General features: G+C 71.5%; 20 protein-coding genes. 12 read left to right on the top strand and 8 right to left on the bottom strand.

All coding sequences use genetic code 11. The annotated features are described in order from the left end of the window. Positions 1-11: 11 nt before the first annotated feature. The 6 genes from ASG40_RS16605 to ASG40_RS16630 form a co-directional block, all read right to left on the bottom strand. Positions 12-3,395, bottom strand: coding sequence for a hypothetical protein (locus ASG40_RS16605; protein WP_055888247.1), 3,384 nt, complete (start codon positions 3,393-3,395; stop codon positions 12-14). Between the two features lie 197 nt (positions 3,396-3,592). Then, the gene (locus ASG40_RS16610; RefSeq protein ID WP_244480647.1) at positions 3,593-3,991 is read right to left on the bottom strand and encodes a hypothetical protein; all 399 of its coding nucleotides are present in this window, start codon (positions 3,989-3,991) and stop codon (positions 3,593-3,595) included. A gap of 115 nt (positions 3,992-4,106) precedes the next feature. Next, positions 4,107-4,526 (bottom strand): RNA polymerase-binding protein DksA, encoded by a 420-nt coding sequence (dksA, locus tag ASG40_RS16615; protein ID WP_055888248.1) that lies wholly within the window; start codon positions 4,524-4,526, stop codon positions 4,107-4,109. A gap of 144 nt (positions 4,527-4,670) precedes the next feature. Further along, complete coding sequence (locus ASG40_RS16620; RefSeq protein WP_244480648.1) at positions 4,671-5,696, bottom strand: hypothetical protein; 1,026 nt, start codon at positions 5,694-5,696, stop codon at positions 4,671-4,673. Between the two features lie 9 nt (positions 5,697-5,705). After that, positions 5,706-7,079 (bottom strand): MBOAT family O-acyltransferase, encoded by a 1,374-nt coding sequence (locus ASG40_RS16625; protein ID WP_055888250.1) that lies wholly within the window; start codon positions 7,077-7,079, stop codon positions 5,706-5,708. 323 nt (positions 7,080-7,402) lie between these two features. Next, complete coding sequence (locus ASG40_RS16630) at positions 7,403-7,825, bottom strand: flagellar assembly protein FliX (RefSeq protein ID WP_055888252.1); 423 nt, start codon at positions 7,823-7,825, stop codon at positions 7,403-7,405. Positions 7,826-8,126: 301 nt separating this feature from the next. Here ASG40_RS16630 and ASG40_RS16635 point away from each other — a divergent pair, with 301 nt between their 5' ends. From ASG40_RS16635 to ASG40_RS16645, 3 genes are read left to right on the top strand one after another with little or no spacing between them, the layout of a single operon-like run. Next, positions 8,127-9,200 carry a flagellar basal body P-ring protein FlgI gene (locus ASG40_RS16635; RefSeq protein WP_056286497.1) on the top strand — a complete coding sequence of 358 codons (1,074 nt, stop codon included), beginning with the start codon at positions 8,127-8,129 and terminating at the stop codon, positions 9,198-9,200. A gap of 45 nt (positions 9,201-9,245) precedes the next feature. Further along, positions 9,246-9,650 (top strand): rod-binding protein, encoded by a 405-nt coding sequence (locus tag ASG40_RS16640; RefSeq protein WP_055888254.1) that lies wholly within the window; start codon positions 9,246-9,248, stop codon positions 9,648-9,650. Continuing rightward, positions 9,637-10,125, top strand: a complete 489-nt coding sequence (locus tag ASG40_RS16645; RefSeq protein ID WP_055888255.1) for a hypothetical protein — start codon at positions 9,637-9,639, stop codon at positions 10,123-10,125. Before ASG40_RS16640 ends, ASG40_RS16645 begins: the two co-directional genes overlap by 14 nt. Before the next feature lie 15 nt (positions 10,126-10,140). Here ASG40_RS16645 and ASG40_RS16650 read toward each other — a convergent pair whose 3' ends face one another. Next, on the bottom strand, positions 10,141-11,649 hold the full coding sequence (locus ASG40_RS16650) for an NAD(P)H-hydrate dehydratase (RefSeq protein WP_055888257.1): 1,509 nt from the start codon (positions 11,647-11,649) through the stop codon (positions 10,141-10,143). Positions 11,650-11,853: 204 nt separating this feature from the next. Between ASG40_RS16650 and ASG40_RS16655 the strand changes: the two genes are divergently transcribed. The 7 genes from ASG40_RS16655 to ASG40_RS16685 all read left to right on the top strand — a co-directional run bounded on the left by ASG40_RS16655 (position 11,854) and on the right by ASG40_RS16685 (position 19,136). After that, positions 11,854-12,192, top strand: coding sequence for a P-II family nitrogen regulator (locus tag ASG40_RS16655; protein ID WP_055888259.1), 339 nt, complete (start codon positions 11,854-11,856; stop codon positions 12,190-12,192). Positions 12,193-12,464: 272 nt separating this feature from the next. Then, positions 12,465-13,877 carry a type I glutamate--ammonia ligase gene (glnA, locus tag ASG40_RS16660; protein ID WP_055888261.1) on the top strand — a complete coding sequence of 471 codons (1,413 nt, stop codon included), beginning with the start codon at positions 12,465-12,467 and terminating at the stop codon, positions 13,875-13,877. Between the two features lie 292 nt (positions 13,878-14,169). Further along, the gene (locus ASG40_RS16665) at positions 14,170-14,808 is read left to right on the top strand and encodes a VOC family protein (protein ID WP_055888263.1); all 639 of its coding nucleotides are present in this window, start codon (positions 14,170-14,172) and stop codon (positions 14,806-14,808) included. Positions 14,809-14,878: 70 nt separating this feature from the next. Then, on the top strand, positions 14,879-15,457 hold the full coding sequence (locus ASG40_RS16670) for an NADPH-dependent FMN reductase (RefSeq protein ID WP_055888266.1): 579 nt from the start codon (positions 14,879-14,881) through the stop codon (positions 15,455-15,457). A gap of 124 nt (positions 15,458-15,581) precedes the next feature. Then, positions 15,582-17,891, top strand: a complete 2,310-nt coding sequence (gene rnr / locus ASG40_RS16675; protein WP_055888268.1) for a ribonuclease R — start codon at positions 15,582-15,584, stop codon at positions 17,889-17,891. A gap of 44 nt (positions 17,892-17,935) precedes the next feature. After that, the gene (locus tag ASG40_RS16680) at positions 17,936-18,436 is read left to right on the top strand and encodes a DUF983 domain-containing protein (RefSeq protein WP_055888527.1); all 501 of its coding nucleotides are present in this window, start codon (positions 17,936-17,938) and stop codon (positions 18,434-18,436) included. After that, positions 18,375-19,136, top strand: coding sequence for an NUDIX hydrolase (locus ASG40_RS16685; RefSeq protein WP_055888270.1), 762 nt, complete (start codon positions 18,375-18,377; stop codon positions 19,134-19,136). Before ASG40_RS16680 ends, ASG40_RS16685 begins: the two co-directional genes overlap by 62 nt. A 63-nt stretch (positions 19,137-19,199) precedes the next feature. Here the strand turns inward: ASG40_RS16685 and ASG40_RS16690 are convergent, their stop codons facing one another. After that, positions 19,200-19,397, bottom strand: coding sequence for a DUF2735 domain-containing protein (locus ASG40_RS16690; RefSeq protein ID WP_055888271.1), 198 nt, complete (start codon positions 19,395-19,397; stop codon positions 19,200-19,202). A gap of 415 nt (positions 19,398-19,812) precedes the next feature. On the opposite strand from ASG40_RS16690, the gene ASG40_RS16695 reads away from it, so the two are divergent. Together ASG40_RS16695 and ASG40_RS16700 are read left to right on the top strand one after the other, a co-directional pair. Next, positions 19,813-21,342, top strand: a complete 1,530-nt coding sequence (locus ASG40_RS16695; protein WP_055888272.1) for a glucosamine inositolphosphorylceramide transferase family protein — start codon at positions 19,813-19,815, stop codon at positions 21,340-21,342. A gap of 249 nt (positions 21,343-21,591) precedes the next feature. Continuing rightward, the gene (locus ASG40_RS16700) at positions 21,592-22,905 is read left to right on the top strand and encodes an MFS transporter (RefSeq protein ID WP_055888274.1); all 1,314 of its coding nucleotides are present in this window, start codon (positions 21,592-21,594) and stop codon (positions 22,903-22,905) included. Positions 22,906-22,966: the final 61 nt, after the last annotated feature.

Consider the following 22,966-nt stretch of genomic DNA (forward strand, 5'->3'; position numbering starts at 1 on the left):
ACCTGCTTGGCTCAACCGGGCGGCACCGCGGGGGCCTCGCCCTGGACGGCGGCGCGGGCCTCGCCGTCGCGCTGGCCGCGCGGCGGGACCGCGGTGTCGGGGTAGCGCTTGCGGTATTCCTTGAGGAAGGCCTTGAGGGTCTCGGCGCTGGTGGCCTTCTGCGCCACCTCGCGGAAGCCCTGGCTCCGCACGGCGTTCGGCTGGGTGAGCAGCGCGAAGGTGCGGGCGTCCGCGCTCTCGGCCATCGCACCGGCGAACTTGGCGCGCAGGCGCTCGATCCCCAGGGTCTCCCCGGCCAGGCCGTAGGCGACGGCGGCGCGGATCACGTCGGCGCGCATGGCGTCCTCCAAAGGCGTGCGCGCGCGCCAGGCCTCGCCGACCAGGGCCTCGTGCGCCTCGCCGGCCTCGCGCCAGCGCCGCCCGCTCCACAGGATGTCGGCGCGCAGGCGCGAGGCGTCGGGCCCGGTCTCGCCTTCGATCGTCTCGAGGGCGAGGTCGGTCCGCGACAGGTCGGAGAGGGCGCGGGCGCGCAGGAGCGCCCTGGCGCGGCGCAGGTCCTCGGGCAGCTCGGGCGCGTAGGTGGCGTCGATGACCTTGAGGGCGAGGAGGGGCTTCTCGTCCATGATCCGGATCGAAGCGAGGCGCGCGGCCACGCCGGCGCGGGCCGCACCGGTCAGGCGGTGGTCGACCTGGTGCTGCAGCAGTTCGCCCGCGGAATCGAGCAGGTCGAGCTGAACCAGCCGGTCGGCGAGGCGGCGCACGATCTCGTCGCCGCGCCGGCCGATGGGGGCGAACTCCTTGAAGTCGAAATACAGGGCCAGCGCCTCCACCCCCGAGACGAGGGAGGCCCGCTCGCCGAGGAAGAGGTCGTCGAACAGCGCCTGGGCCGAGGCGTGCAGGGTGCGGGCGAGGGGGGAATCCGGCGCGAGCGCTTCGGCCCGGCGCGCGGCCAGGAAGGCTTGGCGCCACTGGCGGGCCTGGCTGTAGAGCTGGCTCAGGGTCGCGATAGTCTGGAACTGGACGTCGCCGCCGCGCCAGGTCAGGAGCAGCCGCTCCAGGCGCTCGATGGCCTCGGGCGTCGGCATTTTGCCCAGCGCCTGGCCGAGGACGGCGGCGCGCAGGGTCGCCTCGGCGGCGACGGGCTCGACGGCCGCGTCCACCAGCCGCTCGTAGGCGGAGAAGGCGGCGGCGGTCTGGCCGGTGACCTCGTCGACGCGGGCGCGCAGCAGCACGATCCGGTCCTGGATCAGGCGGTCCGCCGCCCGCGCCGCGGCGGTGGTGAGCTGGCGCGAGGCGGTCTCCCAGTCGCCGGTCTCCACGGCGGCCTCGGCCGCGCCGGCGCGCAACTGCGCCTGGAGGTCGTCGGGATAGCGATCGAGGACGTCGGCAGTGGCCCGGAAACCGGCATCGGCCTCCTTCCAGCGGCCCGCCTTGGCGTCGAGGAAGGCGGACCAGAGCCGCGCCTCGGGATCGCGCTTGAACGCCTCGGCCCCGAAGATGCGCCGCGCCTCGGCGGCGCGATCGGTCCGCGCCAGGGCGATCCCGGTGAGGATCGCGACGTCGCGCTGCCCGGCGATCACCGGGTCCTCGGCCGCAGCCACGCCGAGGACGCCCAGGGCCTCGAGGTCGAAGCGGTTGGCGAGAAGGGTCTTGGCGAGGACGAGGCGCAGGGGCCCGCGGGCGGGCCTGGCGGCGCCGGCGGCGGCCTGCGACTGCTCGACGAGGAGGTCCCTGACGCCCGCGCTGCGCGAGGCCTCCCACGGCCCGCGCTCGACCGCCAGGTCGTTGACCGCGGCCAGGACCGGATCGAGGGCCCGCGCCACCCCGGAAACGGCCATGCCGGATTCCCTGGCGATGGCGACGCCGTCGATGTCGGGGCGCACCAGGAGGTCGTCCGCCTGGGCGAGGACGGCGACGCCCTGGCGGCTCTGCAGGATCTCGAAGTCCACGAACAGCTGGCGCTTGGGGATGCTGGCGGGTCTCGGCCCGTGGCCGGTGACCACGGCGACCCGCTCGCCGTCGAGGTCGAGCCAGGTGGCGCTGCCGGGGCGGGGCAGGTTGACGGCCACGGCGAGTCGTCCGACGGATTCGGATCTTCGCGTGACCTGGAGGTTCTCGCTGGCCGACAGGTTCTCCCCCGCCACCAGTTCCCAGCCGGTGGGCGCCTCGGGGCTCCCCATCGGGACGAGGTCGAGGAGGCGGTCTCGGGGGACCGAAAAGCGCAAGGCGATGACGCCGGCGGTGCGCAGGGGAGGGCCGACGCTCACGAACGGCGGCTCCGTCGCGGGCGCTGGCACCGGCTCGGTCGTCTCGAACACCAAGGTCGCGATCCCGGCCCGCTCGAACAGGGCGGCCGGGGGCAGCCGCTTGAACGGAAAGGCGAGGCCGGGGCCATCGGGCCGCACCACCGCCACGGGGCTCGGCGCCGGCACGGGGCGCATCTCGTCGGCGGGTTTCTGTGCGGGCGGCTGGGCCCCGGCGCTGACCGCGGCGGGCGAGGGAGCCTGGGCCGCGGGCGAGGGAGCCTGGGCGGCGGCCTTGGCCGTGACGAGGGGATTGGCGATGGCGATGGACCTGGCCGGCTCCGACGGATCGGTGCGCACGACGTCGAGGGTGACGCCGTCCTCGTCGCGGTCGGTGCGCACGCTCCAGCCGGCGGCCGGGGTCACCCGGAGGCGGGCGCCGGTCACGTCGGTCTCCACCGCCAGCGCCTCGATGGCCGGCTTGGTGCGGCCCCGCGCGGCGACATCGTCGATGCGCCAGGCCCCGGGGATCGACAGGCGGGTTTCAGCCTCGCCGATGCGCTCGAAACGCGGCGCGGCCTCCGGCGGCAGGCGCAGGCTGAGGCGGGTGACCGTGGGCAGATGGGACAGTTCGAGGACGAGGCGCCGCGGCTCGGGCGGGGGCATGGCGGCGCGCAGGGCCGCTTCGGCGGCCTTGGTGCGTCGGAACAGCTCGGCCACCGTCTCGGGCGGCAGCGGCGGCGGCAGGCCCGACCAGGCCTCGGTGAGAAGATCGATGAACACCTGCTCGCCCGCGCTCTGTACGTTGAGGCGGAACGGGCGCTGCAGGGCGATGCGCATGCCGGTCCCGTCGGGGTCGCGACGCACCGCCGTCACGTAATCCTGCATCTCGGCGGCGATGCGCTCGGGGCCCGACGGGCTCGCCTCCCCGAAGCGCACCACCATCACGGAGCCGGAGACGGTGGCCTTCACGGCGACCTGGCTGTCGAAGGTGAGGACGATCCGGCCGTAGCGGTCGGCCTGCTGGCCCTTCACCGCCAGGAGCTTGGCGGCCTCGGCATCCCCCCCCCGCGAGAAGGCGGCGAGAATCGCGAGGAGGACAACGGCGCAAAGCCGCCCCCGTCCTGTCGCGATACCGGCACCGAGACCCATCGCTGAACGCCAAACCCGATGGCGACGGCCCCCACCGGAGACACGCCGCCTTACGCCACACTCTGGAAGGGACTCTCCCCGATCGAGGCTAACGGGCGCCTAACGCCGACATCCGGCGGCGTCTCGAAATCGCGTCGCCCGGCCAGACGACGTCGACACGGTGAACGGACCCGCCGAAAGCGCCGCCGGCGCCGGCCTCAGCGCTTGCCGATCAGGCCGGGAACGGTGGTGCCGGCTTCGCCGAAGTTCTGCACGGCGCGGGCGCAATTGGCCGGCACGTCCTTCCGATAGGCCTCGATGTAGGACATCGCGTGCAGGCGCAGTTCGTTGCCTTCGAGGTCGGCCGGATCGACGCCGAGGCGGGACAGCACCTGCTTGAACCGCTCGTAATCGGGCTTCAGGTCGGGACAGGATTCATTGACGAACCCGACCAGTCCCGCGAGCCGGACCGCATTGTTGCGCTTGGGATCGAGCTTGGGCAGGTCGAGTTGCTGGGCCGCGGACCCCTCGGCTGGCGGAGCCACGGGCTGCGCCGAGGCCGGCCCGAGGAGGGCGATGGCGAGAAAGCCGCTGAGGCGGATCGGGCTGAGCGTCATGGCGTGTCCTCCTGGCCGGACCCGTATGCGGGTCCTTGTGGCTGGCCATGCACATAGTCCGCCGCAGGTCTCGCGTTCCAGCCCCACCCGCACCGATCCACGGGACGGGTCCGGTTCAATCGTCGCGGTAGACCCGCTCCCGGCGCTCGTGACGCTCCTGGGCTTCGAGGGACAGCGTGGCGATGGGCCTGGCGTCGAGACGCTTGAGGGAGATCGGCTCGCCCGTTTCCTCGCAATAGCCGTAGGTGCCGTCTTCGAGGCGCGACAGCGCCGAGTCGATCTTGCCGGTGAGCTTGCGCTGGCGGTCGCGCGCCCTCAGCTCGATCGCCCTGTCCGTCTCAGAGGAAGCGCGGTCGGCGAGGTCGGGGTGGTTCTCGTTCTCGCTCTGGAGAGCGACCAGCGTGTCCTGCGCCTCGCGCAGGATCTCGCTTTTCCACCCGAGCAGCTTGCGACGAAAATATTCCCGTTGCCGGTCGTTCATGAACGGCTCGGCTTCGGTGGGTACGTAACCGTCCTCGATCGTGACTTTCGCCATCCTGACAACCCTTCGCCAACCCGTCGCGGCCGGTCTGCGGCGATGTTTCGCGAGCCTATAATGGAGCCCTGCCTCCACCACAACGCACTGCTTTGTCTCAACCTCCCCGTCGGGGCCGATGAGACGCCCCCTGCGGCAAACCCGTCACGGCTGTGCCGGGGGGCCGCCACCCTCCTTGCGGGCGACCAAACGGCGGATTTCCGCGCCCACGGCATCGGCGAGGCGTCGCGCCACCGGGTGGCGGTAGTGCCCAGCGTCGAAGAACTGGGACGGATCGTCGAGGTCCGGCCGGGGCCGGCGCCAGTCGAGGACGGCTGTGCGGGGGTGGACGCGGGCCGCCGCCGCGATCGCCGCCTTGCAGGCCGCCTCCGCCGCATGGCGGGCGGTGCCGGGCCGCGCCAGGGCGGCGGGCGCGATCGGCGGGAACACCACGACGAGGGCGGTCCTCGCGGGCAGGCCGCCGGCCAGATGCGCGAAACGCTCGGCGGCCGGGAAGCCGGGCCCGGCCCGGCCGGGGTCGGGGGTCTGCGGGGCGGGGGTATCGCGCTGGGCCGCCTGCGCCGCGGCCTGCCGGGCATCGCCCGCGGCGAGCCCGAGGTACTCGGGCTCGTAGTCCGACCAGCCGTCCGGCGGCGCGCGGGCCGGATCGCGCGCCAGCGCGCGGCCGAGGCGGTTGACCACCTCCTGCGCCACCGAGAACCGCAGGAGCCCGCGCAGGTAGGCCGTGGCGGAGTCGGACAGGAGCCAGAACGGGAACGACTTCGGGTTGGGCAGGGCCGGGTCGTCGGTGCACCAGTACTCGTCGGGCGCGATGACGATCGCCTCCGGTTGCGGGTGGTGGCGCAGGTACCAGGCGAGAATCGCGAACTGCTCGGCCGGGCTCGTCGCCGGCACCGAGAGCTGGACGAACGGGATGCCGGTGGCCTCGCCCAAGCGCTCGGGCGAGACGAGCTGGATGTGAGAGTTGCCGATCACCGCCCCGGCGAAGGCGGTGTCGCGCCCGCGGCTCGCCACGGCCGTGCGCGGCCCCTGCGGGCGCACGCCGACCCCCGTGGAGACCGGCGAACGGCCGCTGTCGTAGGGATCGACCAGGAAGGCGAGAAGCAGGTAGCCGGACAGGATCGCGGCGGCGGCGCCGCCGAACCATCCCGCGAAGGCGCGCCACGTCACGGCCATCGCTCAGAACTGGAAGTAGATGAAGTCGTAGTTCGCATCGTCCCCGATCTTCAGGAGGAGGACCACGAACAGCAGCGCGCTCAGGATCGCGGCGAGGCGGGAGGGCTGGACCCGCTGCACCGCGACCCAGGCGGTGGGGCCGAGCATGGCCACCGCCGCGGCCAGGACCAGGGTTCGCCAGCGAAAGCCCGAGCCCTGCGGGGCGAGACCCACCATCCCCCTGTAGATCGCCGCCACCGCCTCGAAGCTGGTGGCGCGAAACAACACCCAGGTGACCACGACGAAGAGGAAGGTGAGCGCCCAGCCGAGCAGCGCCGGCATCGGCAGCCCGGCCCGGCGCCAGAGCAGGGCCACGCCGAGCCCGACGCCGTGGGCGGCGCCCCAGGCGACGAAGGTGAGGCCGGCCCCGTGCCAGAGGCCGCCCAGCGTCATCGTGGCGAACAGGGCGCCGAACTGCACGGTAAGGCCATACCGGTTGCCGCCGAGGGGAATGTAGAGGTAGTCGCGCAGGAACCGCGACAGGGTCATGTGCCAGCGCCGCCAGAAATCCTGGAGCGAAGCGGCGCGGTAGGGCGCGTCGAAGTTCTGCGGCAGCACGATGCCGAACAGCAGCGCGATGCCGAGCGCCATGTCGGTGTAGCCGGAAAAATCGAAGTAGATCTGGAAGGTGAAGCCGAGCGCCGCCTGCCAGGCCTCGGCCATGGTGACGGCCTGCCCCGCGGCGGCCGCCTGGAACACCGGGTTGACCACGGCGCCCAGGGGATCGCCCAGGAAGACCTTCTTCGAGAGGCCGACGCAGAGGAGCAGGATGCCGCGCCCGAACCGTTCGGCGGCGTCGGGGCGCGCATAGGGCGCCTCGTCGAACTGGTGCATGATCTCGCGCCAGCGCACGAGGGGGCCGGCCAGCACCTGCGGGAAGAAGGCGATGTAGAGGGCGTAGCGCACGAGGCCGTAGGGCGGCGCCCGGCCGGCGCGCAGGTCCACCAGGTACATCACGTGGTGGAAGGTGAAGAACGAGATCCCCAGCGGCAGGACGAGATCGGCCTGCGGCAGCGCCACGCCCGGGACGAGGTTCGCCAGACCGGCGAAGAAGTTCAGGTACTTGAACGACGCCAGGACGACGAGGTTGGCCCCGATGGCGAGCGCGATCAGCCATCCCGCGCCGCTCCGCAGAAAGAGCCGCGCCACGAGCCAGTTCACGCCGATCGAGCCGGCCAGCAGCGGCACGAACCGCACGTCCCACCAGCCGTAGAACACGAACGAGAGGACGAGGAGGACGGGAAGCCGCCACTCGGGCCGGAAGCGGGCGGCGAGCCCGTGCAGGATCAGCGCGGCCGGCAGGAAGGCGAGGAGAAAGGGAAACGCGTTGAACAGCATCGGGGCCGAAGGCGGGCGCGCCGGTCGGCCGCCGGTTCGCATCGCGCGCCTTGTCGAAGATCACGGGCCGGGCGTCAACGGCGCGGAGACCGAACCGGCGAGGGCTTCGTCCTCGGGGCGACACGGAACGATCGATCGAGCCGGCCTTTGAACCCGTCATCCTTGTGCGGTTCGATGGTCTTCCGGCTGGCTTGTCGGTGCTCTCCAGAGACCGCACCTCTCTCTGGAGGACTCCTTCGAGGCCCGCTTCCGCGGGCGCCTCAGGATGAGGTGAGTGGGTGGGAGTTCTCGCCCGACACGCAGGCGATCAACCGAAACGTGGATCAGACCCCGCGCCCCATCTGCAGCTTGGCCAATTCCACCGCCGCCCGCAGCTCGATGTCGGCCACGAGGCCGTCGAGGCGGGGATCGCCGCTCGAGGCCGCCCGGTCGGAGAGGCGGCCGGCGATGGCCTGGAGGTCGCGGGTCGAGACCCGGCCCGTCAGGAGCGCCGCCTTGAGGCGGTCGAGGCCGTCGAGGAGGTCGTGGCCGCGCCGGGTCGAGCGGCGGCGGCGCTCCATCGGCGTCTCGGTCTGGCCCTGGAGGGTGAGGATCGCGTCGAGCCCGGCCAGCGAGGCCGCGGGCGGGGTTCCCACCGAGGGGGCCGCGGGCTGCGATCCGCCGAGGGCGAAGGCCGCGGCCTCCGGCCGGCGCCCGTTCGCGGCGGGCCCCGCAGCCTGGGCGACGAAGCGGGTGTCGACACGCATGGGTCAGCCGGTCCTCGCGGGGCGCACGCCCCGTCTCTGGGGGTCACCATCGGCGCGGCATGGTTAACCGGTCGTAAACGACCCGGCAGAAGCTGCCGGGTCGGCAGGAAAGGCGAGGGGGCCTGCTTTCGCCGGGAAAGGAGCGGACGGAAGAAATCGTTCTCTTTCAAGGGGATGGATTAACCCGGCGGTTGGCATGCTCCTGGCAGACTGGACCGGGCGACCCGCTCAACCCGCGTCAGGCACCATGGCCACCACGACGTCCCGTTCCCTCATCCGCTTCTTCGGCTTGGCGGTCGCCATGCTGCTGGGGCTGGCGGATTCCGCCTCCGCCCTGTCGCGGGTCAAGGACCTCGCCTCGATCGAGGGGGTGCGCCAGAACCAGCTCGTGGGCTACGGCATCGTCGTCGGCCTCAACGGCACCGGCGACACCCTCAACAACATCCCCTTCACCCGCCAGTCCCTCCAGTCGATGCTGGAGCGCCTCGGCGTCAACACCCGCGGCGCCACCATGCGCACGCAGAACCTCGCCGCGGTGATGGTGACGGCGAGCCTGCCGCCCTTCGCCACGCAGGGCAACCGCATCGACATCACGGTGTCGTCGCTGGGAGACGCCAAGTCGCTCCAGGGCGGCACCCTGCTGGTGACGCCGCTGCTGGGCGCCGACGGCGAGGTCTATGCCCTGGCACAAGGGTCGGTGGCCATCGCCGGGTTCTCGGCGGAAGGGGACGCGGCCAAGATCACCCGCGGCGTGCCCACCAACGGGCGGGTGCCCAACGGCGCCATGATCGAGCGCGAGATGGCGTTCAAGATGAACGACATGCGCACCCTGCGCCTGTCCCTGCGCAACCCCGACTTCACCACCTCGAAGCGGATCGCGGCGGCCATCAACGACTTCATGGGCGCCGACACCGCCGAGCCCACCGACCCGGCCACCGTGACCCTGCAGATCCCGGCCAAGTACACCGGCAACATGATCCGCCTCGTCACCGAGATCGAGCAGCTCAAGGTCGAGCCCGACCAGACCGCGCGGGTGGTGGTGGACGAGCGCTCGGGCATCATCGTGATGGGCCGCGACGTGCGCGTCTCCACGGTGGCGATCGCCCAGGGCAACCTCACCGTCACCATCACCGAGCAGCCGCAGGTGAGCCAGCCGGCCCCCCTCAGCCAGGGCCAGACCGTGGTGGTGCCGCGCACCGGGGTGCGGGTCGACACCGGCGACGGCAACAAGCTCGCCCTGGTCAAGGAGGGCGTCACCCTGCGCGAGCTGGTGGACGGCCTCAACGCCCTGGGCATCGGCCCGCGCGACCTCATCTCGATCCTTCAGGCGATCAAGACCGCCGGCGCCCTCCAGGCCGACATCGAGGTGATGTGAGCCGATGACGACCGTCCCTTTTCCCGTCCACCGCAGGTCACCGTCATGATCCTCGCCCCCTTCGCGGTCTCGGCCGCCATCGGCGTCGGCAAAGCCATCGTCGGCGACCTGGCCGCGGGCCTGAGCGGCAACGGCAAGGCGAAAAGCCTCGCCGAATCGCAATCGGCCCTCGATGGCAAGTCGGCCCTTGATGGCAAGTCGGCCGCCAAGGCGCGCAAGACCGCCACCGAGTTCGAGACGATGTTCCTGGAGAACACCCTCGACAAGCTCACCGCCTCGGAGGGTACCGACGGGCCGCTGGGCGAGAACGGCACCGGCGGCGGCGTCTACCGCTCGATGCTGACCAAGGAATACGCCGGCCAGATCGTGAAGAGCGGCGGCGTCGGCATCGGCGACCAGGTGTTTCGCGAGATGATGCGCATGCAGGAGGCCTCCCGTGGCGCAGCCTGACGACGCCCGCACGGTCCGGATCGGCGACCGGCAGGGCGCCATCGCCCTGGTGGCGCAGGTGATGGCCGATCTCCAGGCGCTGGAAGCCGTGCTCGACGCCGAGACCGCCCTGGTCCGCCAGGGCCGCCTGCGCGACGGCCTCGGCGCGGTCGAGCGCAAGACCGCGCTGATGGGCGCCTACCTCCAGGGGCTCGAGGCGGCCAAAGCCAACGCCATCGCGCTGGCACGCTTCGCGCCCGAGGGGATCGAGGGCCTCAAGGCCGCGCACCGGCGCTTCACCGGGGTGGTCGAGACCAACCAGATCGTGCTCGCCACCGCCCGCTCGGTGGCGGAGGGCCTCGTCAAGACCCTGGCCACCGAGATGAGCCGGTCGCGGGTGGCCACCGTCTACGGCATGCCGTCGAACGCGCCCTCGCCCTACGGCCGCGCCGGTGCCGCCCGCAGCCAGCCGCTGATGCTGTCGCGCAACCTTTAGCGGGTCGTTCAGGGGTCATTCCCCCGCGAGGGCGGCCAGCACCGTCGGCAGCATCTCGGGCAGGTCCTCGGCGATGAGGCCGGGCCCGAACCGCAGCCCGGCGTCGCCGTGCAGCCAGACGGCGGCGGCCGCCGCCTCGAAGGCCGGCATCCCCTGCGCCAGCAGCCCGGCGACGAGGCCGCCGAGCACGTCGCCCGAGCCGGCGGTGCCCAGATGCGCGCTGGCGTGGTCGTTGATCGCCACCCGTCCGTCGGGGGCGGCCACCACCGTGTCGGCCCCCTTCAGCACCACGACGGCGCCGACGAGGGCCGCCGCCCGGCGCGTCCGGTCGAGCTTGGACAGGCCCTCCTCGAGCGCGTCGGTGTCGGCGAACAGGCGCTCGAACTCGCCCTCGTGGGGGGTGAGCACGGCGGTCCCGCCGCCGTCGGCCACATGGGCGCCCAGCAAGGCCGCCTGTCCCTTGAAGCTCGTGAGCGCATCGGCATCGAGGACGAGGCCGCGCCCGACGGCGGCCGCCACCGCGACGAGATCGCGGGTGGCCTCGCCGATACCGAGGCCTGGCCCCGCCAGGACGACGTTGAGGCGCTCGTCGACGAGGAGGTCGTCGAGATCGTCGGCCGTGTCGCTGGCGCGCAGCATGATCGCGGTGAGGTGGGCCGCGTTCTCGGGCAGCGCCGAGGTCGGCGAGGCGAGGGTGACGAGGCCGGCCCCGACGCGAAGGGCCGCCCTGGCGGCCAGACGCGCCGCCCCGGTGCGATAGGCGGGGCCGGACAGCACCACCGCATGGCCGCGGGTGTACTTGTGGCTCGACGCCGTCAGCCGCGGCAGGTGCGCCAGCCACAGCTCCGGCCCGTTGCGGACCATGGCCGGGCCCGACCGGGCGAGCCCTTCGGCATGGGCGGCGCGCCCGCTGCCGATGGCGGCCACATGGACCGTCCCGCACAGGGACCGGCCGGGTTCGAGCAGGTGGCCCGGCTTGAGGGCCACGAAGGTCACGGTCTCGGTGGCCTGCACGGCGAGGCCGCGCACCGCCCCGGTATCGCCGTCGACGCCGCTGGGCACGTCGACGGACAGGACCGGGACGCCGGAGGCGTTCACCGCAGCGATGGCGGAGGCGGCCACACCCTCGACGTCGCGGGCGAGGCCCGCACCGAAGAGGGCATCGACCACGAGGCCGTAGGCGGCCGGATCGCCCATCGCCTCCAAGGGATCGGCGCCGCCCGACCAAGCGGCGGCGGCCAGCGCCGCGTCGCCTGCGAGCGATTCGACGGTGCCGAGCAGGTGCAGCGCGACCCGGTAGCCGGATTCGACGAGCTCCTGCGCGGCCACGAAACCGTCGCCGCCGTTGTTGCCGGGCCCGCACAGGACGAGGATCGGGTGGTCGTCGGGGACGAGCGCGCGGGCGCGATCGGCGATCGCGCCGCCGGCATGGCGCATCAGGGTGAAGCCGGTGATGCCGCCGGCGATGGCATGGGCATCGCAGGCCCGCATCCCCGCCACGGTCATCAGGTGCGCGTCGCTCATCCAGCCTCTCCCGATATGTTGCCTGCCGGCGCCCGGTTCTGCCCACGAAACGGGATCGGCGTCGCCGGCTGCCGCAACGATTTGCATCGTTTGCACAGAGGGTGGGCGGTTTTAGGAAAAATCCGGTCGCCAACGCCGTGGCGCCCCCGGGGTCTCGGTGCTAGAAAATACCGTTCCGTCACAAGCAGGTCAGGCCCGTTCGGCATGAAGAAGATCGAAGCGATCATCAAGCCCTTCAAGCTCGACGAGGTGAAGGAGGCGCTTCAGGAGGTCGGCCTGCAGGGCATCACCGTGATCGAGGCCAAGGGCTTCGGCCGCCAGAAGGGCCATACCGAGCTCTATCGCGGCGCCGAATACGTGGTCGACTTCCTGCCCAAGGTGAAGCTCGAGATCGTGCTGGCGGATTCGCTGGTGGAAGGCGCCGTGGAGGCGATCCGCAAGTCGGCCCAGACCGGCCGCATCGGCGACGGCAAGATCTTCGTCTCCTCGATCGAAGAGGCGATCCGCATCCGCACCGGCGAGACCGGCGGCGACGCGATCTGACGGCCCGCCGCCGTCCCGCGCCACGGTTCGCGTCCGGGGCTTGCGCGAAGGGCCGCCGTCATACGAGAACGCGCCTGCCGGCCCGGGGCCCGGGCGCCCGGAAATGCCCGCCGGAGCTTGAGAAAATCCCAACGGTGCTCGGAAAAGGTCCGTTCGGCGTCATCGCCGCGTCGGCGCTTTTCCTGTACACGACACCTCTCGACCGCGGGGCGTGCGAACGGCCCGTGAAATAACCACGGCTGAATGCCGAGCGAGCAAGGAGGCTTCAAGGAATGGCCAAGAAAGCTGCCGACGTCCTCAGAGAGATCAAGGACAACGACGTCAAATACGTCGACTTCCGTTTCACCGACCCGCGGGGCAAGTGGCAGCACGTCACCTTCGACGTCTCCCTCGTCGACGACGAGATCTTTGCCGAAGGCACGATGTTCGACGGCTCGTCCATCGCCGGCTGGAAGGCGATCAACGAGTCCGACATGCTGCTGATGCCCGACCCGGCCACCGCCTGCATGGACCCGTTCTTCTCGGCCTCCACCATGTCGATCGTCTGCGACGTGCTCGAGCCCGGCACCGGGGAGCCCTATTCGCGCGATCCGCGCAGCATCGCCAAGAAGGCCGAAGCCTACCTCAAGTCCACCGGCATCGGCGACACCATCTACGTCGGCCCCGAGGCCGAGTTCTTCGTGTTCGACGACGTGAAGTTCGCGGCCGAGCCCTACAACACCGGCTTCAAGCTCGATTCGGTCGAACTGCCGATCAACGGCATGACCGACTACGAGGGCGGCAACCTCGGCCACCGCGTCCAGACCAAGGGCGGCTACTTCCCGGTGCCGCCGCAGGATTCGGCGCAGGACATGCGCGGCGAGATGCTGGCGGCGATGCAGTCCATGGGCGTCACGGTGGAGAAGCACCACCACGAGGTGGCGAGCGCCCAGCACGAGCTCGGCATGAAGTTCGACACGCTGACCCTGCTCGCCGACCACATGCAGATCTACAAGTACTGCATCCACAACGTCGCGCAGAGCTACGGCAAGACCGCGACCTTCATGCCCAAGCCCGTCTACGGCGACAACGGCTCGGGGATGCACGTCCACCAGTCGATCTGGAAGGACGGCAAGCCGGTCTTCGCCGGCAACAAATACGCCGATCTGAGCCAGGAGTGCCTGTGGTTCATCGGAGGCACGATCCGCCACGCCAAGGCGCTCAACGCCTTCACCAACCCCTCCACCAACTCCTACAAGCGCCTGGTGCCCGGCTACGAGGCGCCCGTGCTGCTGGCCTATTCGGCCCGCAACCGCTCCGCCTCCTGCCGCATCCCGTGGACCAACAACCCCAAGGCCAAGCGCGTCGAGGTCCGTTTCCCCGATCCGATGGCCAACCCCTACCTCGCCTTCGCGGCCCTGCTGATGGCCGGCCTCGACGGGATCGTGAACAAGATCGATCCGGGTGCGGCCATGGACAAGGACCTCTACGATCTGCCCCCGCGCGAACTGAAGAAGATCCCCACCGTGTGCGGCAGCTTGCGTGAAGCCCTGTCCAACCTCGACAAGGACCGCACCTTCCTCAAGTCGGGCGGCGTCTTCAACGACGACTTCATCGATTCGTTCATCGAGCTGAAGATGACGGAAGTGATGCGCTACGAGATGACCCCGCATCCGGTCGAGTTCATGATGTATTACTCGCAGTAATCGGTTCCGGGCGCGACGCCCGGATCCGATGCGATCGTCGACGATGCGACGTGGCGCCGGGGCCTCCAACGAGGCTCCGGCGCTTCGCGTTCGGCGACAGGCCCGGCCAGGGACGCCTGCGGCCCGGCTCGCGGCCGGTCGGCGACGGCAGGAACCCGGCCGGGTGGCGGGCCGCCGGAAGCGGCGGTAAACCGGGTCGACGCTCGCTCGCCATGAGCGGCCGGTCGGACGACCGGAGATCGTCCTGCGGGACGCCCCGTCGCCCGCAACCGCCCCGTGGCCGGTCATCCGCATGCTCCATCTCGACCATCTCACGATCATCGCCCCGACCCTGCGGGAGGGGGTGGCGCACGTTCGCGACGCCCTCGGCCTCGACATGCCCTTCGGCGGCCGGCACCCGGAGATGGGCACGGTCAATCACCTGCTCCGCCTCGGCGACGACGTCTTCCTCGAGATCATCGCGGTCGATCCGCAGGCCGCCCGCCCGGACCGTCCGCGCTGGTTCGGCCTCGACGATGCGGACCGGGTCCGGCGCGACTGGGACGCCGGCCGCCGGCTCCGGACCTGGGTCGCGCGAACGTCCGACCTCGGACCGGCGCTGGACCGGATGGCACCCCTGCTGGGACGCCCGCGGCGCGTCTCGCGGGGCGACCGGGTCTGGTCCTTCGGCGTCAGGGACGACGGTGCGCTTCCCCTCGACGGGCTGGCGCCCTGCCTGATCGACTGGGGCGCGCGCGGCTCCCCGGCCGCCGCCATGCCGGACGCCGGTGCCCGCCTGTCCGCCTTCGTCGTCGAACACCCCGACCCCGCGCAGGTCGAACGCCTGCATCGCGAGCTCGGCCTCGCCTCGCCGATCGCGATCCGGGCGGGTCCGCAGCTGCGCTACGAGGCCGTCGTCGCGACGCCGGCCGGTCTTCGGACCCTGTGGTAAGGATGCGGGCGGAAACGGGCGATGGCCGGGCAAATCCGCCAGGCTCGCCGCGCCATCTCGGGAGACGCCCATGACCCTCACGATCCCCGTCATCCTCGGCTCCGTCCGCTCGGACCGGCAGGGCCTGCGCGCCGCCCGCTTCCTGATCGCGCAGCTCGAGGCGCGCGGATACGAGGCGCCGCTGGTCGACCCGGCCGTGCTGCAGCTCCCGCTCCTCGACCGGATGTACAAGGAGTACCCCAAGGGCGAGGCGCCCGGGGTGCTGGAGGATCTCGCCGTCCTCTACCGGCGCTCGGATGCCTTCCTGGTGGTCTCGGCCGAGTACAACCATTCCATTCCGCCGGCCCTGTCCAACACCCTCGACCACTTCCTCGAGGAATACGCCTGGCGACCGTCGGCGATCTGCTGCTACTCGGCCGGCCAGTACGGCGGCGTGCGGGCGGCGATGCAATTGCGCGCCATGCTGTGCGAGCTCGGCACCCCGAGCATCCCCTCGCTGCTGCCGATCCCGCGGATCGGCAAGGCCCTCGACGCGGACGGCGCGGCGAAGGAGGAGTGGCTCGGCCGGGCGGCCGCGCGCTTTCTCGACGAACTGGTCTGGTACGCCGAGGCACTGAAGCAGAAGCGTGCGGGTGGGACGCCGTATTGAGACGCGCCCGCGTCGACATTGCCCGGGACGGCCAGCGTTCCCATGTTGCGTGGACGAGTCGAATGGTGTCCCATCGGCTCACCTATTCTTTGCGCGCCTCGTCCGGCGCAGCGAGCCCCCATCCTTGGCCAAGCGCATCCACCCCAACCCGAACGGGCCCGCCTTTCCCTCGCGCGAACAGGTGCTCGCCTTCATCGCCGGGTCGTCCGAAAAGGTCGGCAAGCGCGAGATCGCCCAGGCCTTCGGCATCAAGGGTGCGGCCAAGATCGAGCTGAAGCGGCTGCTCAAGGAGATCGAGGAGGACGGCGAGGTCGAGGGCGGGCGCGGCGGCCTCACGCCCGCCGGGCGCCTGCCGCCGGTGGTGCTGGCCGACATCACCGGCCGCGACCGCGACGGCGAGTTCGTCGCGATGCCCGCCGAATGGGACCACGCCAAGGGCCCGCCCCCGAAGATCCGCGTCGAGATCCCCCGCGGCGGCCGCAAGCCCGGACGGCCGGCGCCGGGGATCGGCGACCGCGCGCTCCTGCGCGTCGAGCAGGAAGAGGGCGACCGCGGCCGCTACGCCGGCCGCATCGTCAAGGTCATCGGCAAGAACAAGGCCGACGTCATCGGCGTCTACCGCACCGGCCGGGACGGCGGCCGCATCGTGCCCGTGGAGAAGCGGGCGCAGGGGCGCGAGATCGCGATCCCCGCCGGAGAGGAGGGCACGGCGCGCGACGGCGACCTCGTCAGCGTCACGCTCACCCGCGAGACCCGGTTCGGCCTGCCGCAGGGGCGGGTGCGCGAGCGCCTGGGGTCGCTGGGCTCCGAGAAGGCGGTGAGCCTGATCGCGCTCCACCTCCACCACATCCCGCACGTGTTCGCAGCCGACACCCTGGCGGAGGCCGACGCGGTGAAGGCCGCCGGCCTGAAGGGCCGCGAGGACTGGCGCGACCGGCCGCTGCTGACCATCGATCCGCCCGACGCCAAGGACCACGACGACGCCGTGATGGCGGTGCCCGACGACGACCCGGACAATCCGCAGGGGTTCGTCGTCACCGTCGCCATCGCCGATGTGGCGGCCTACGTCCGCGCCGGCACCGCGCTCGACCGCGAGGCGCTGATGCGCGGCAACTCGGTCTACTTCCCCGACCGGGTGGTGCCGATGCTGCCCGAGCGCATCTCCAACGACCTCTGCTCCCTGCGCCAGGGCGAGGACCGCCCGGCGCTGGCGGTGCGCATGGTGATCGGCGCCGACGGGGTGAAGCGCCGCCACACCTTCCACCGCGTGATGATGCGCTCGACGGCCAAACTCGCCTACGCGCAGGCGCAGGCCGCCATCGACGGGCACCCCGACGACACCACGGCGCCGCTCCTCGACACCGCCCTGCGTCCGCTCTGGGGCGCCTACGCGGCCCTCGTGAAGGCCCGCGAGGCGAGGGGGCCGCTCGCCCTCGACCTGCCCGAGCGCAAGGTGCTGCTGACCGCCGACGGCGCCGTCGACCGCGTCGTGGTGCCCGCCCGCCTCGACGCCCACCGGCTGATCGAGGAGTTCATGATCCTCGCCAACGTCGCCGCCGCCGAGACCCTGGAACAGGCCCGTCAACCGCTGATCTACCGCGTCCACGACGAACCGGCCCTGGAGAAGATGCGGGCTCTGGGCGAAGTGCTGGCCTCCATCGGCATCAAGCTGCCCAAGGAAGGCGCCCTGCGCCCGGCCCTGTTCAACCGCATCCTCGGCCTGGTGGCCGAGACCGAGCACGCGCTGTTCATCAACGAGGTGGTGCTGCGCAGCCAGGCGCAGGCGGTCTACGCGAGCCAGAACCTCGGGCACTTCGGGCTGAACCTGCGCCGCTACGCCCATTTCACCTCGCCGATCCGGCGCTACGCCGATCTCATCGTCCACCGCGCGCTGATCACCGCCTGCCGGCTCGGGAGCGACGGCCTGTCGTCCGACGTCACGATCGGCGCCCTCGACCAGATCGGCGAGCAGATCTCCGCGGCCGAGCGCCGGGCGATGGCGGCCGAGCGCGAGACCATCGACCGGCTGATCGCGCACCACCTCGCCGACAAGGTCGGGGCCACCTTCACCGGGCGGATCTCAGGGGTCACGCGCTCCGGGCTCTTCATCAAGCTCGACGACACCGGAGCCGACGGCTTCGTGCCGATCTCGACCCTCGGGGCCGATTACTACCGCCACGACGAATCGCGCCATGCCCTGGTGGGCGAGCGCAGCGGGGAGACCCATCGCCTGGGCGATCCCGTCGAGGTGAGGCTGGTGGAGGCCGCCGCCGTGGCCGGCGCCCTGCGCTTCGAACTGCTGTCGGAGGGCCGCGCCCGCGAGGACAAGCGCGCCACCGCGCCGGGCTCGCGGCCGGTCCGCCGGGCCGGCGTCCCCGGCCGGCCCGGCGGCATCCGCAACACCGGGTCGCGCCACCGCGGCTCGCGCCGCTGAGGCGAACGGGGTAAGCTCGTCGCATGGCCGTTCAGGACGACGATATGACGACGCCAAGTGCGACGACCGCTCCGACCGTCAGAAAAGGACTGGTCCGCTCCATGGCGACCGGCTTCCTCGGCCGGTGCCCGCATTGCGGCGAGGGCAAGATCTTCGGCCGCTTCCTGAAGGTGCGGCCCGAGTGCGAGGCCTGCGGGCTGGAAATGCATCACCACCGGGCCGACGACCTGCCGCCCTACATCGTGATCTTCATCGTCGGGCACATCGTCGGCTACGCGCTCCTGAAGATGGAGACCGAATACGACGTGCCCTTGTGGTTCCAGCTGAGCTTCTGGCCCATCGTCACCCTGATCATGGCGATGGCGCTGCTGCAGCCGGTGAAGGGCGCCGTGGTGGGCCTGCAATATGCGCTTGGCATGCATGGCTTCGCCACGCTACCGCTGCCCCGCGCCGAGGCGGCGGTGCGGCCCGAGGACCTGCAGCATGGACCCGATTTCCGGCGCGGACCCGGCGACGACAGAACCCCCGGCCTCGGCCACGCCTGAGCGGGGCGGGCGCCCGCCAGCCGCGCGGCCGCGCAACGCCGCCACCCTCATCCTCGTGGACCGCAAGGGCCGCACGCCCAAGGTGCTGATGGGCCGGAGGCACGCCGGCCTCGCGTTCATGCCGGGCAAATTCGTCTTCCCCGGCGGGCGTATCGAGACTTGGGACCGGCACATGCCGGTGGCCGGCGCGCTCTCGGCCAGGGCCGAGGCCGCCCTGACGGCCCAGGTGGTGCGCCCGCCCCATCATCTCGGCCGATCCCTCGCCCTGGCGGCGATCCGCGAGACCTACGAGGAGACGGGCCTGCTCCTGGGCACCCGCGACTACGGCGCGCCCGAGGACGTACCGGACGGCCCCTGGGCGGCGTTCCGGGACAACGGCGTCCTGCCCGACCTGGAGGCGATGCATCTCGTCGCCCGGGCCATCACCCCGCCGGGGCGGCCGCGCCGGTTCGACACCCGCTTCTTCGCCATCGACCGCACGGCGGTGGCGGGCGAGACGCCCGGCGTGGTGACACCCGACTCCGAACTCGTCGAACTCGTCTGGGTGAACCTGTCCCAGGCGCGCAAGCTCGACCTGCCGCGCATCACCGACGTCATTCTCGGCGACCTGGAAGCGCAGGTCGCCGGCGGCTTCGCGCCCTATCTGCCGATCCCGTTCTATTTCGAGCGTCGGGGCCAGCGGCAGCGCGTGCTCCTCTGACGGGCGGCCGGCAGCGGGCCGGCAGGCTGCGCCACGCGCTCGATCGCCGTTCGGGCTCGCGGATCAGGACCGGCGCGGCTGAGGCGCGTCCTGGATCGCAGCCGCATGGTACCAGCTGCCGCTGAAGTCGCAGACCGGCACCTGCTGGGCGTCCTGGGCGGATCCGGGCTTGAGGCCGGACGGCTGCCCCGAGCCGGTTGCCCGCGTCCGCGGCACGAAGGCGTAGATCTTGGCGGTTTCGCGCGTATTGCTGATCGTCATCGGTGCTGTCTCTCTATGGCGCCGGAGCGTATGGCGCTCGATATGACGTCATCATAGCCCAATTCTGACCCCGATTGCACGGTTTACTTCCATCTATTCCGATGAGTGCGATCATTATGAGCATGCCGTATTTTAAATCAGGCCGTAGAGCGCGAGTTTGATCACAGTTTAACGATGCGCATATTTCCATCACCTTTTAGCGATGCGAGAAAAAGCGGCAGACACGCGACGAGATCGATATTGCGATGCAAAAGGATCTACGCGCACCCTCGAGGAGCGAGGGCTTCGTCCGGCGTGGTCATCGCTCCGGCCGCAAGTCTTTCGCAAGGGCGGGGGGCGTAGGGACAGGTCGGGTTCGCCGTCCCGGAGCCGGTGCAAGAGATGCATTCGAGACAGACATGCACTTGAGACAGACATGGATCTGAGACTCCGTCTCGACGGTCGCGCCCCACGCCGCTGGCACGCGACGCTGATGACGCGTCTGATGCGGCTGCCCGGCATCGCGCTCGACCTCGATGCCTCGCCCGGCCCCGGCGGCCTGCCGGACAACGCGGCCCTGCTGTTCCGCCTCGAAGCGCTCATCGGGCGCGTGCCGGCGAACGGCCCCTCGGCCCCGCTGCCACCGGACGCGCTCAGGGCCTATCCGGCACCGCGCGACGCGACGCCCGACCTCGTGATCGACCTGTGCGGCGATGTCGTCGCCGGCGCCGCCCCGCGGGTCTGGACGCTGCGCTTCGACGGGGTCGCCGGCGAAGAGGGCCTGCTCGCCTGTCTCCTCGACGGACGGATGCCGGTGGCGACCCTGGCGGAGGACGGCCGCACCCACGTCGCGGCCCGGCTCGGCACCGAATCGATCGGTGCCGCGCTGATCTCCTTCGAAGACGCCCTCGCCCGCGTCACGACGCTCATCGTGGCGGCGGTGTCGCAGCACGAGCCCGCCATGCCGCAGGGCGGGGCCGTTGTGCCCACCCCGCCGCCGCCGCCCGACCTCGGGCTGCCGGCCCTCGCCCGGCGCGCGACGCGGATGCTGGCCTGGGCGGTACTGCGGCGGATCTACCACCTGTGCTACCGGGCGCCGCACTGGCGTGTCGGCTGGCGTCACCTGACCGGGCCCGACCTCGTCGACCTCAGGGCACTGCCGGGGACCGGCTGGCACGACCTGCCCGACGACGGCCACCGCTTCTACGCCGACCCCTTCGCCATCGACCACGGCGGCCGCACGGTGCTGTTCGTGGAGGATTACGAGCACGCCCGCGGCAAGGCGATCATCTCGGCGGTGGCGTTCGGCGAGAACGGTCCGGTGGGTACGCCGGTCCCGGTCCTCGACGAGCCCTACCACCTCTCCTACCCGTTCGTGTTCGCCCGCGACGGGCAGGTCTGGATGATCCCGGAGGGCTCGGCCAACGGCACCGTCGACCTCTACCGCGCCACCGCCTTTCCCGGCGGCTGGGTGAAGGAGGCGACCCTGCTCTCCGGCCTGACCGCCGGCGACGTGACCCTGCTCGAACACGCCGGGCGCTGGTGGATGTTCGCCACCGTGCGCGACGTCCACGCCGACCACGACGGCGGCCCGGTGCGCGGTTCCTATTCCGACGCCCTGCATCTGTGGTCCGCCCCGGATTTCCGGGGGCCCTGGACCGCGCATGCCCACAACCCGGTGCTCATCGACATCGCCTCGGCCCGCCCGGCCGGCCACATCGTCGCCCGCGACGGCGTCCTGATCCGCCCGGTGCAGGACGGACGGCGCGGTTACGGCGAGGCCCTGGCGCTGGCCCGGATCGACCGCCTCGACGACGACGGATTCGGCCAGACCGTCGAGACGACCGTCCGGGCCGGGCCCGGCTGGCGCGGCAAGCGCTTCCACACCCTCAACCGGTCCGAGCGGTTCGAATTCATCGACGGCTCCGGTCGCGCCCCGCGCTGGCCCATCCGCGGGCACGGTTGAAGCCGGCTCTTCATCCGGACCTCGACGAAGAATTGTATCGACCGACGATTCGATGCGGGAACCAAGGCGCTCGCGGTGCGGTTGCGGAACGTCGAAACGACACGGGGCCCAGGCTGCCGGTCCGTTCGGTGTTCATCAGCCTTCCCGAACCGCCGGTCCGGCCCAACCGACCACGCCTGCTCCGAGAGCCCGCTTTCGGACGGGGCCGTCATCGGGCCCGCCCCACGGCCGATCACGTCAGGACCACCGATGACGGCACAGCCTTCCTCCGATCAGCACGTCCGCACGCCCTCGGCCCGGTCCCTGCGCGGCCTCGACGCCCTCAACTTCTTCCTCGCCGACGTGCGCGACGGCCTCGGCCCCTATCTGGCCATCTACCTCATCGCCGTGCGCGGCCCCGACCAGGGCTGGAACGAGGCGACCACGGGCCTGATCATGACCATCGCCGGCATCGCCGGCCTCATCGCGCAGACGCCGGCCGGCGCCCTGATCGACCGCAGCAGCCACAAGCGCGCCATCGTCATCGCCGGCGCCCTGGCGGTGACGGCGAGCTGCCTGACACTGCCCTTCGTGTCGAACTTCTACGTCGTGGCCGCCACCCAATCGGTGGCCGGCATCGCCGGGGCGGTGTTCCCGCCCGCGCTAGCCGCGATCACGCTGGGCGTCGTCGGCCCGAAGATGTTCGCCAAGCGCATCGGCCGCAACGAGGGCTTCAACCACGCCGGCAACGCGGTCTCGGCGGCCATCGCCGGCTCGACCGCCTACTTCTTCGGGCCGATCGTGGTGTTCTGGCTGATGGCGGTGCTGGCGGTCCTCAGCGTCGGCGCGATGCTGATGGTGCCGGCCGACGCCATCGACGACGATCTCGCCCGCGGCCTCGACGAGAAGGCCGGACAATCGGACGAGCAGGCCTCCGGCATCGGCGCCCTGCTGCAGAACCGCTACCTGATGCTGTTCGCGGTGCTGGCGGCGATCTTCCACCTCTCTAACGCGGCGATGCTGACCTCGGTCGGGCAACTGCTGACCAAGCTCGCCGGCAAGGAGAGCGCGACGTCGCTGATCTCCGTCTGCATCGTGGCGGCGCAATTCGTGATGGTGCCGGTCGCCGTCTTCGTCGGCGCCAAGGCGGACGCCATCGGGCGCAAGCCGATCTTCCTCGTGGCGTTCGGCGTCCTCGCCCTGCGCGGCGCGCTCTATACCGTCTCGGACAACCCCTACTACCTCGTCGGCGTCCAGCTCCTCGACGGGGTCGGGGCCGGCATCTACGGGGCGCTGTTTCCTATCGTGGTCGCCGACCTCACCCGCGGCACCGGGCGCTTCAACGTCTCGCAGGGTGCGGTCGCCACCACGCAGGGGCTCGGCGCCTCGTTCTCGGCGACGCTGGCCGGCCTCATCATCGTCTCGGCGGGCTATTCCACCGCCTTCCTGGTGCTGGCGGGCATCGCCGCGGCGGGCTTCGTGCTCTACCTCGTCGCGATGCCCGAGACCTACGGCTACGCCCCGCCGACCTCGTCGGGCACGAAGGACGGCGGCCGACGGCCGGTGGCGACGCCCGCGGAATAGGGCCTCGCCCGGTCGGTGCTATCCTCCCCGCGCGACGAAGAGAGATCGTGCCGGGGAGGGC

The organism is Methylobacterium sp. Leaf399 (assembly GCF_001424525.1).
Lineage (GTDB): Bacteria > Pseudomonadota > Alphaproteobacteria > Rhizobiales > Beijerinckiaceae > Methylobacterium.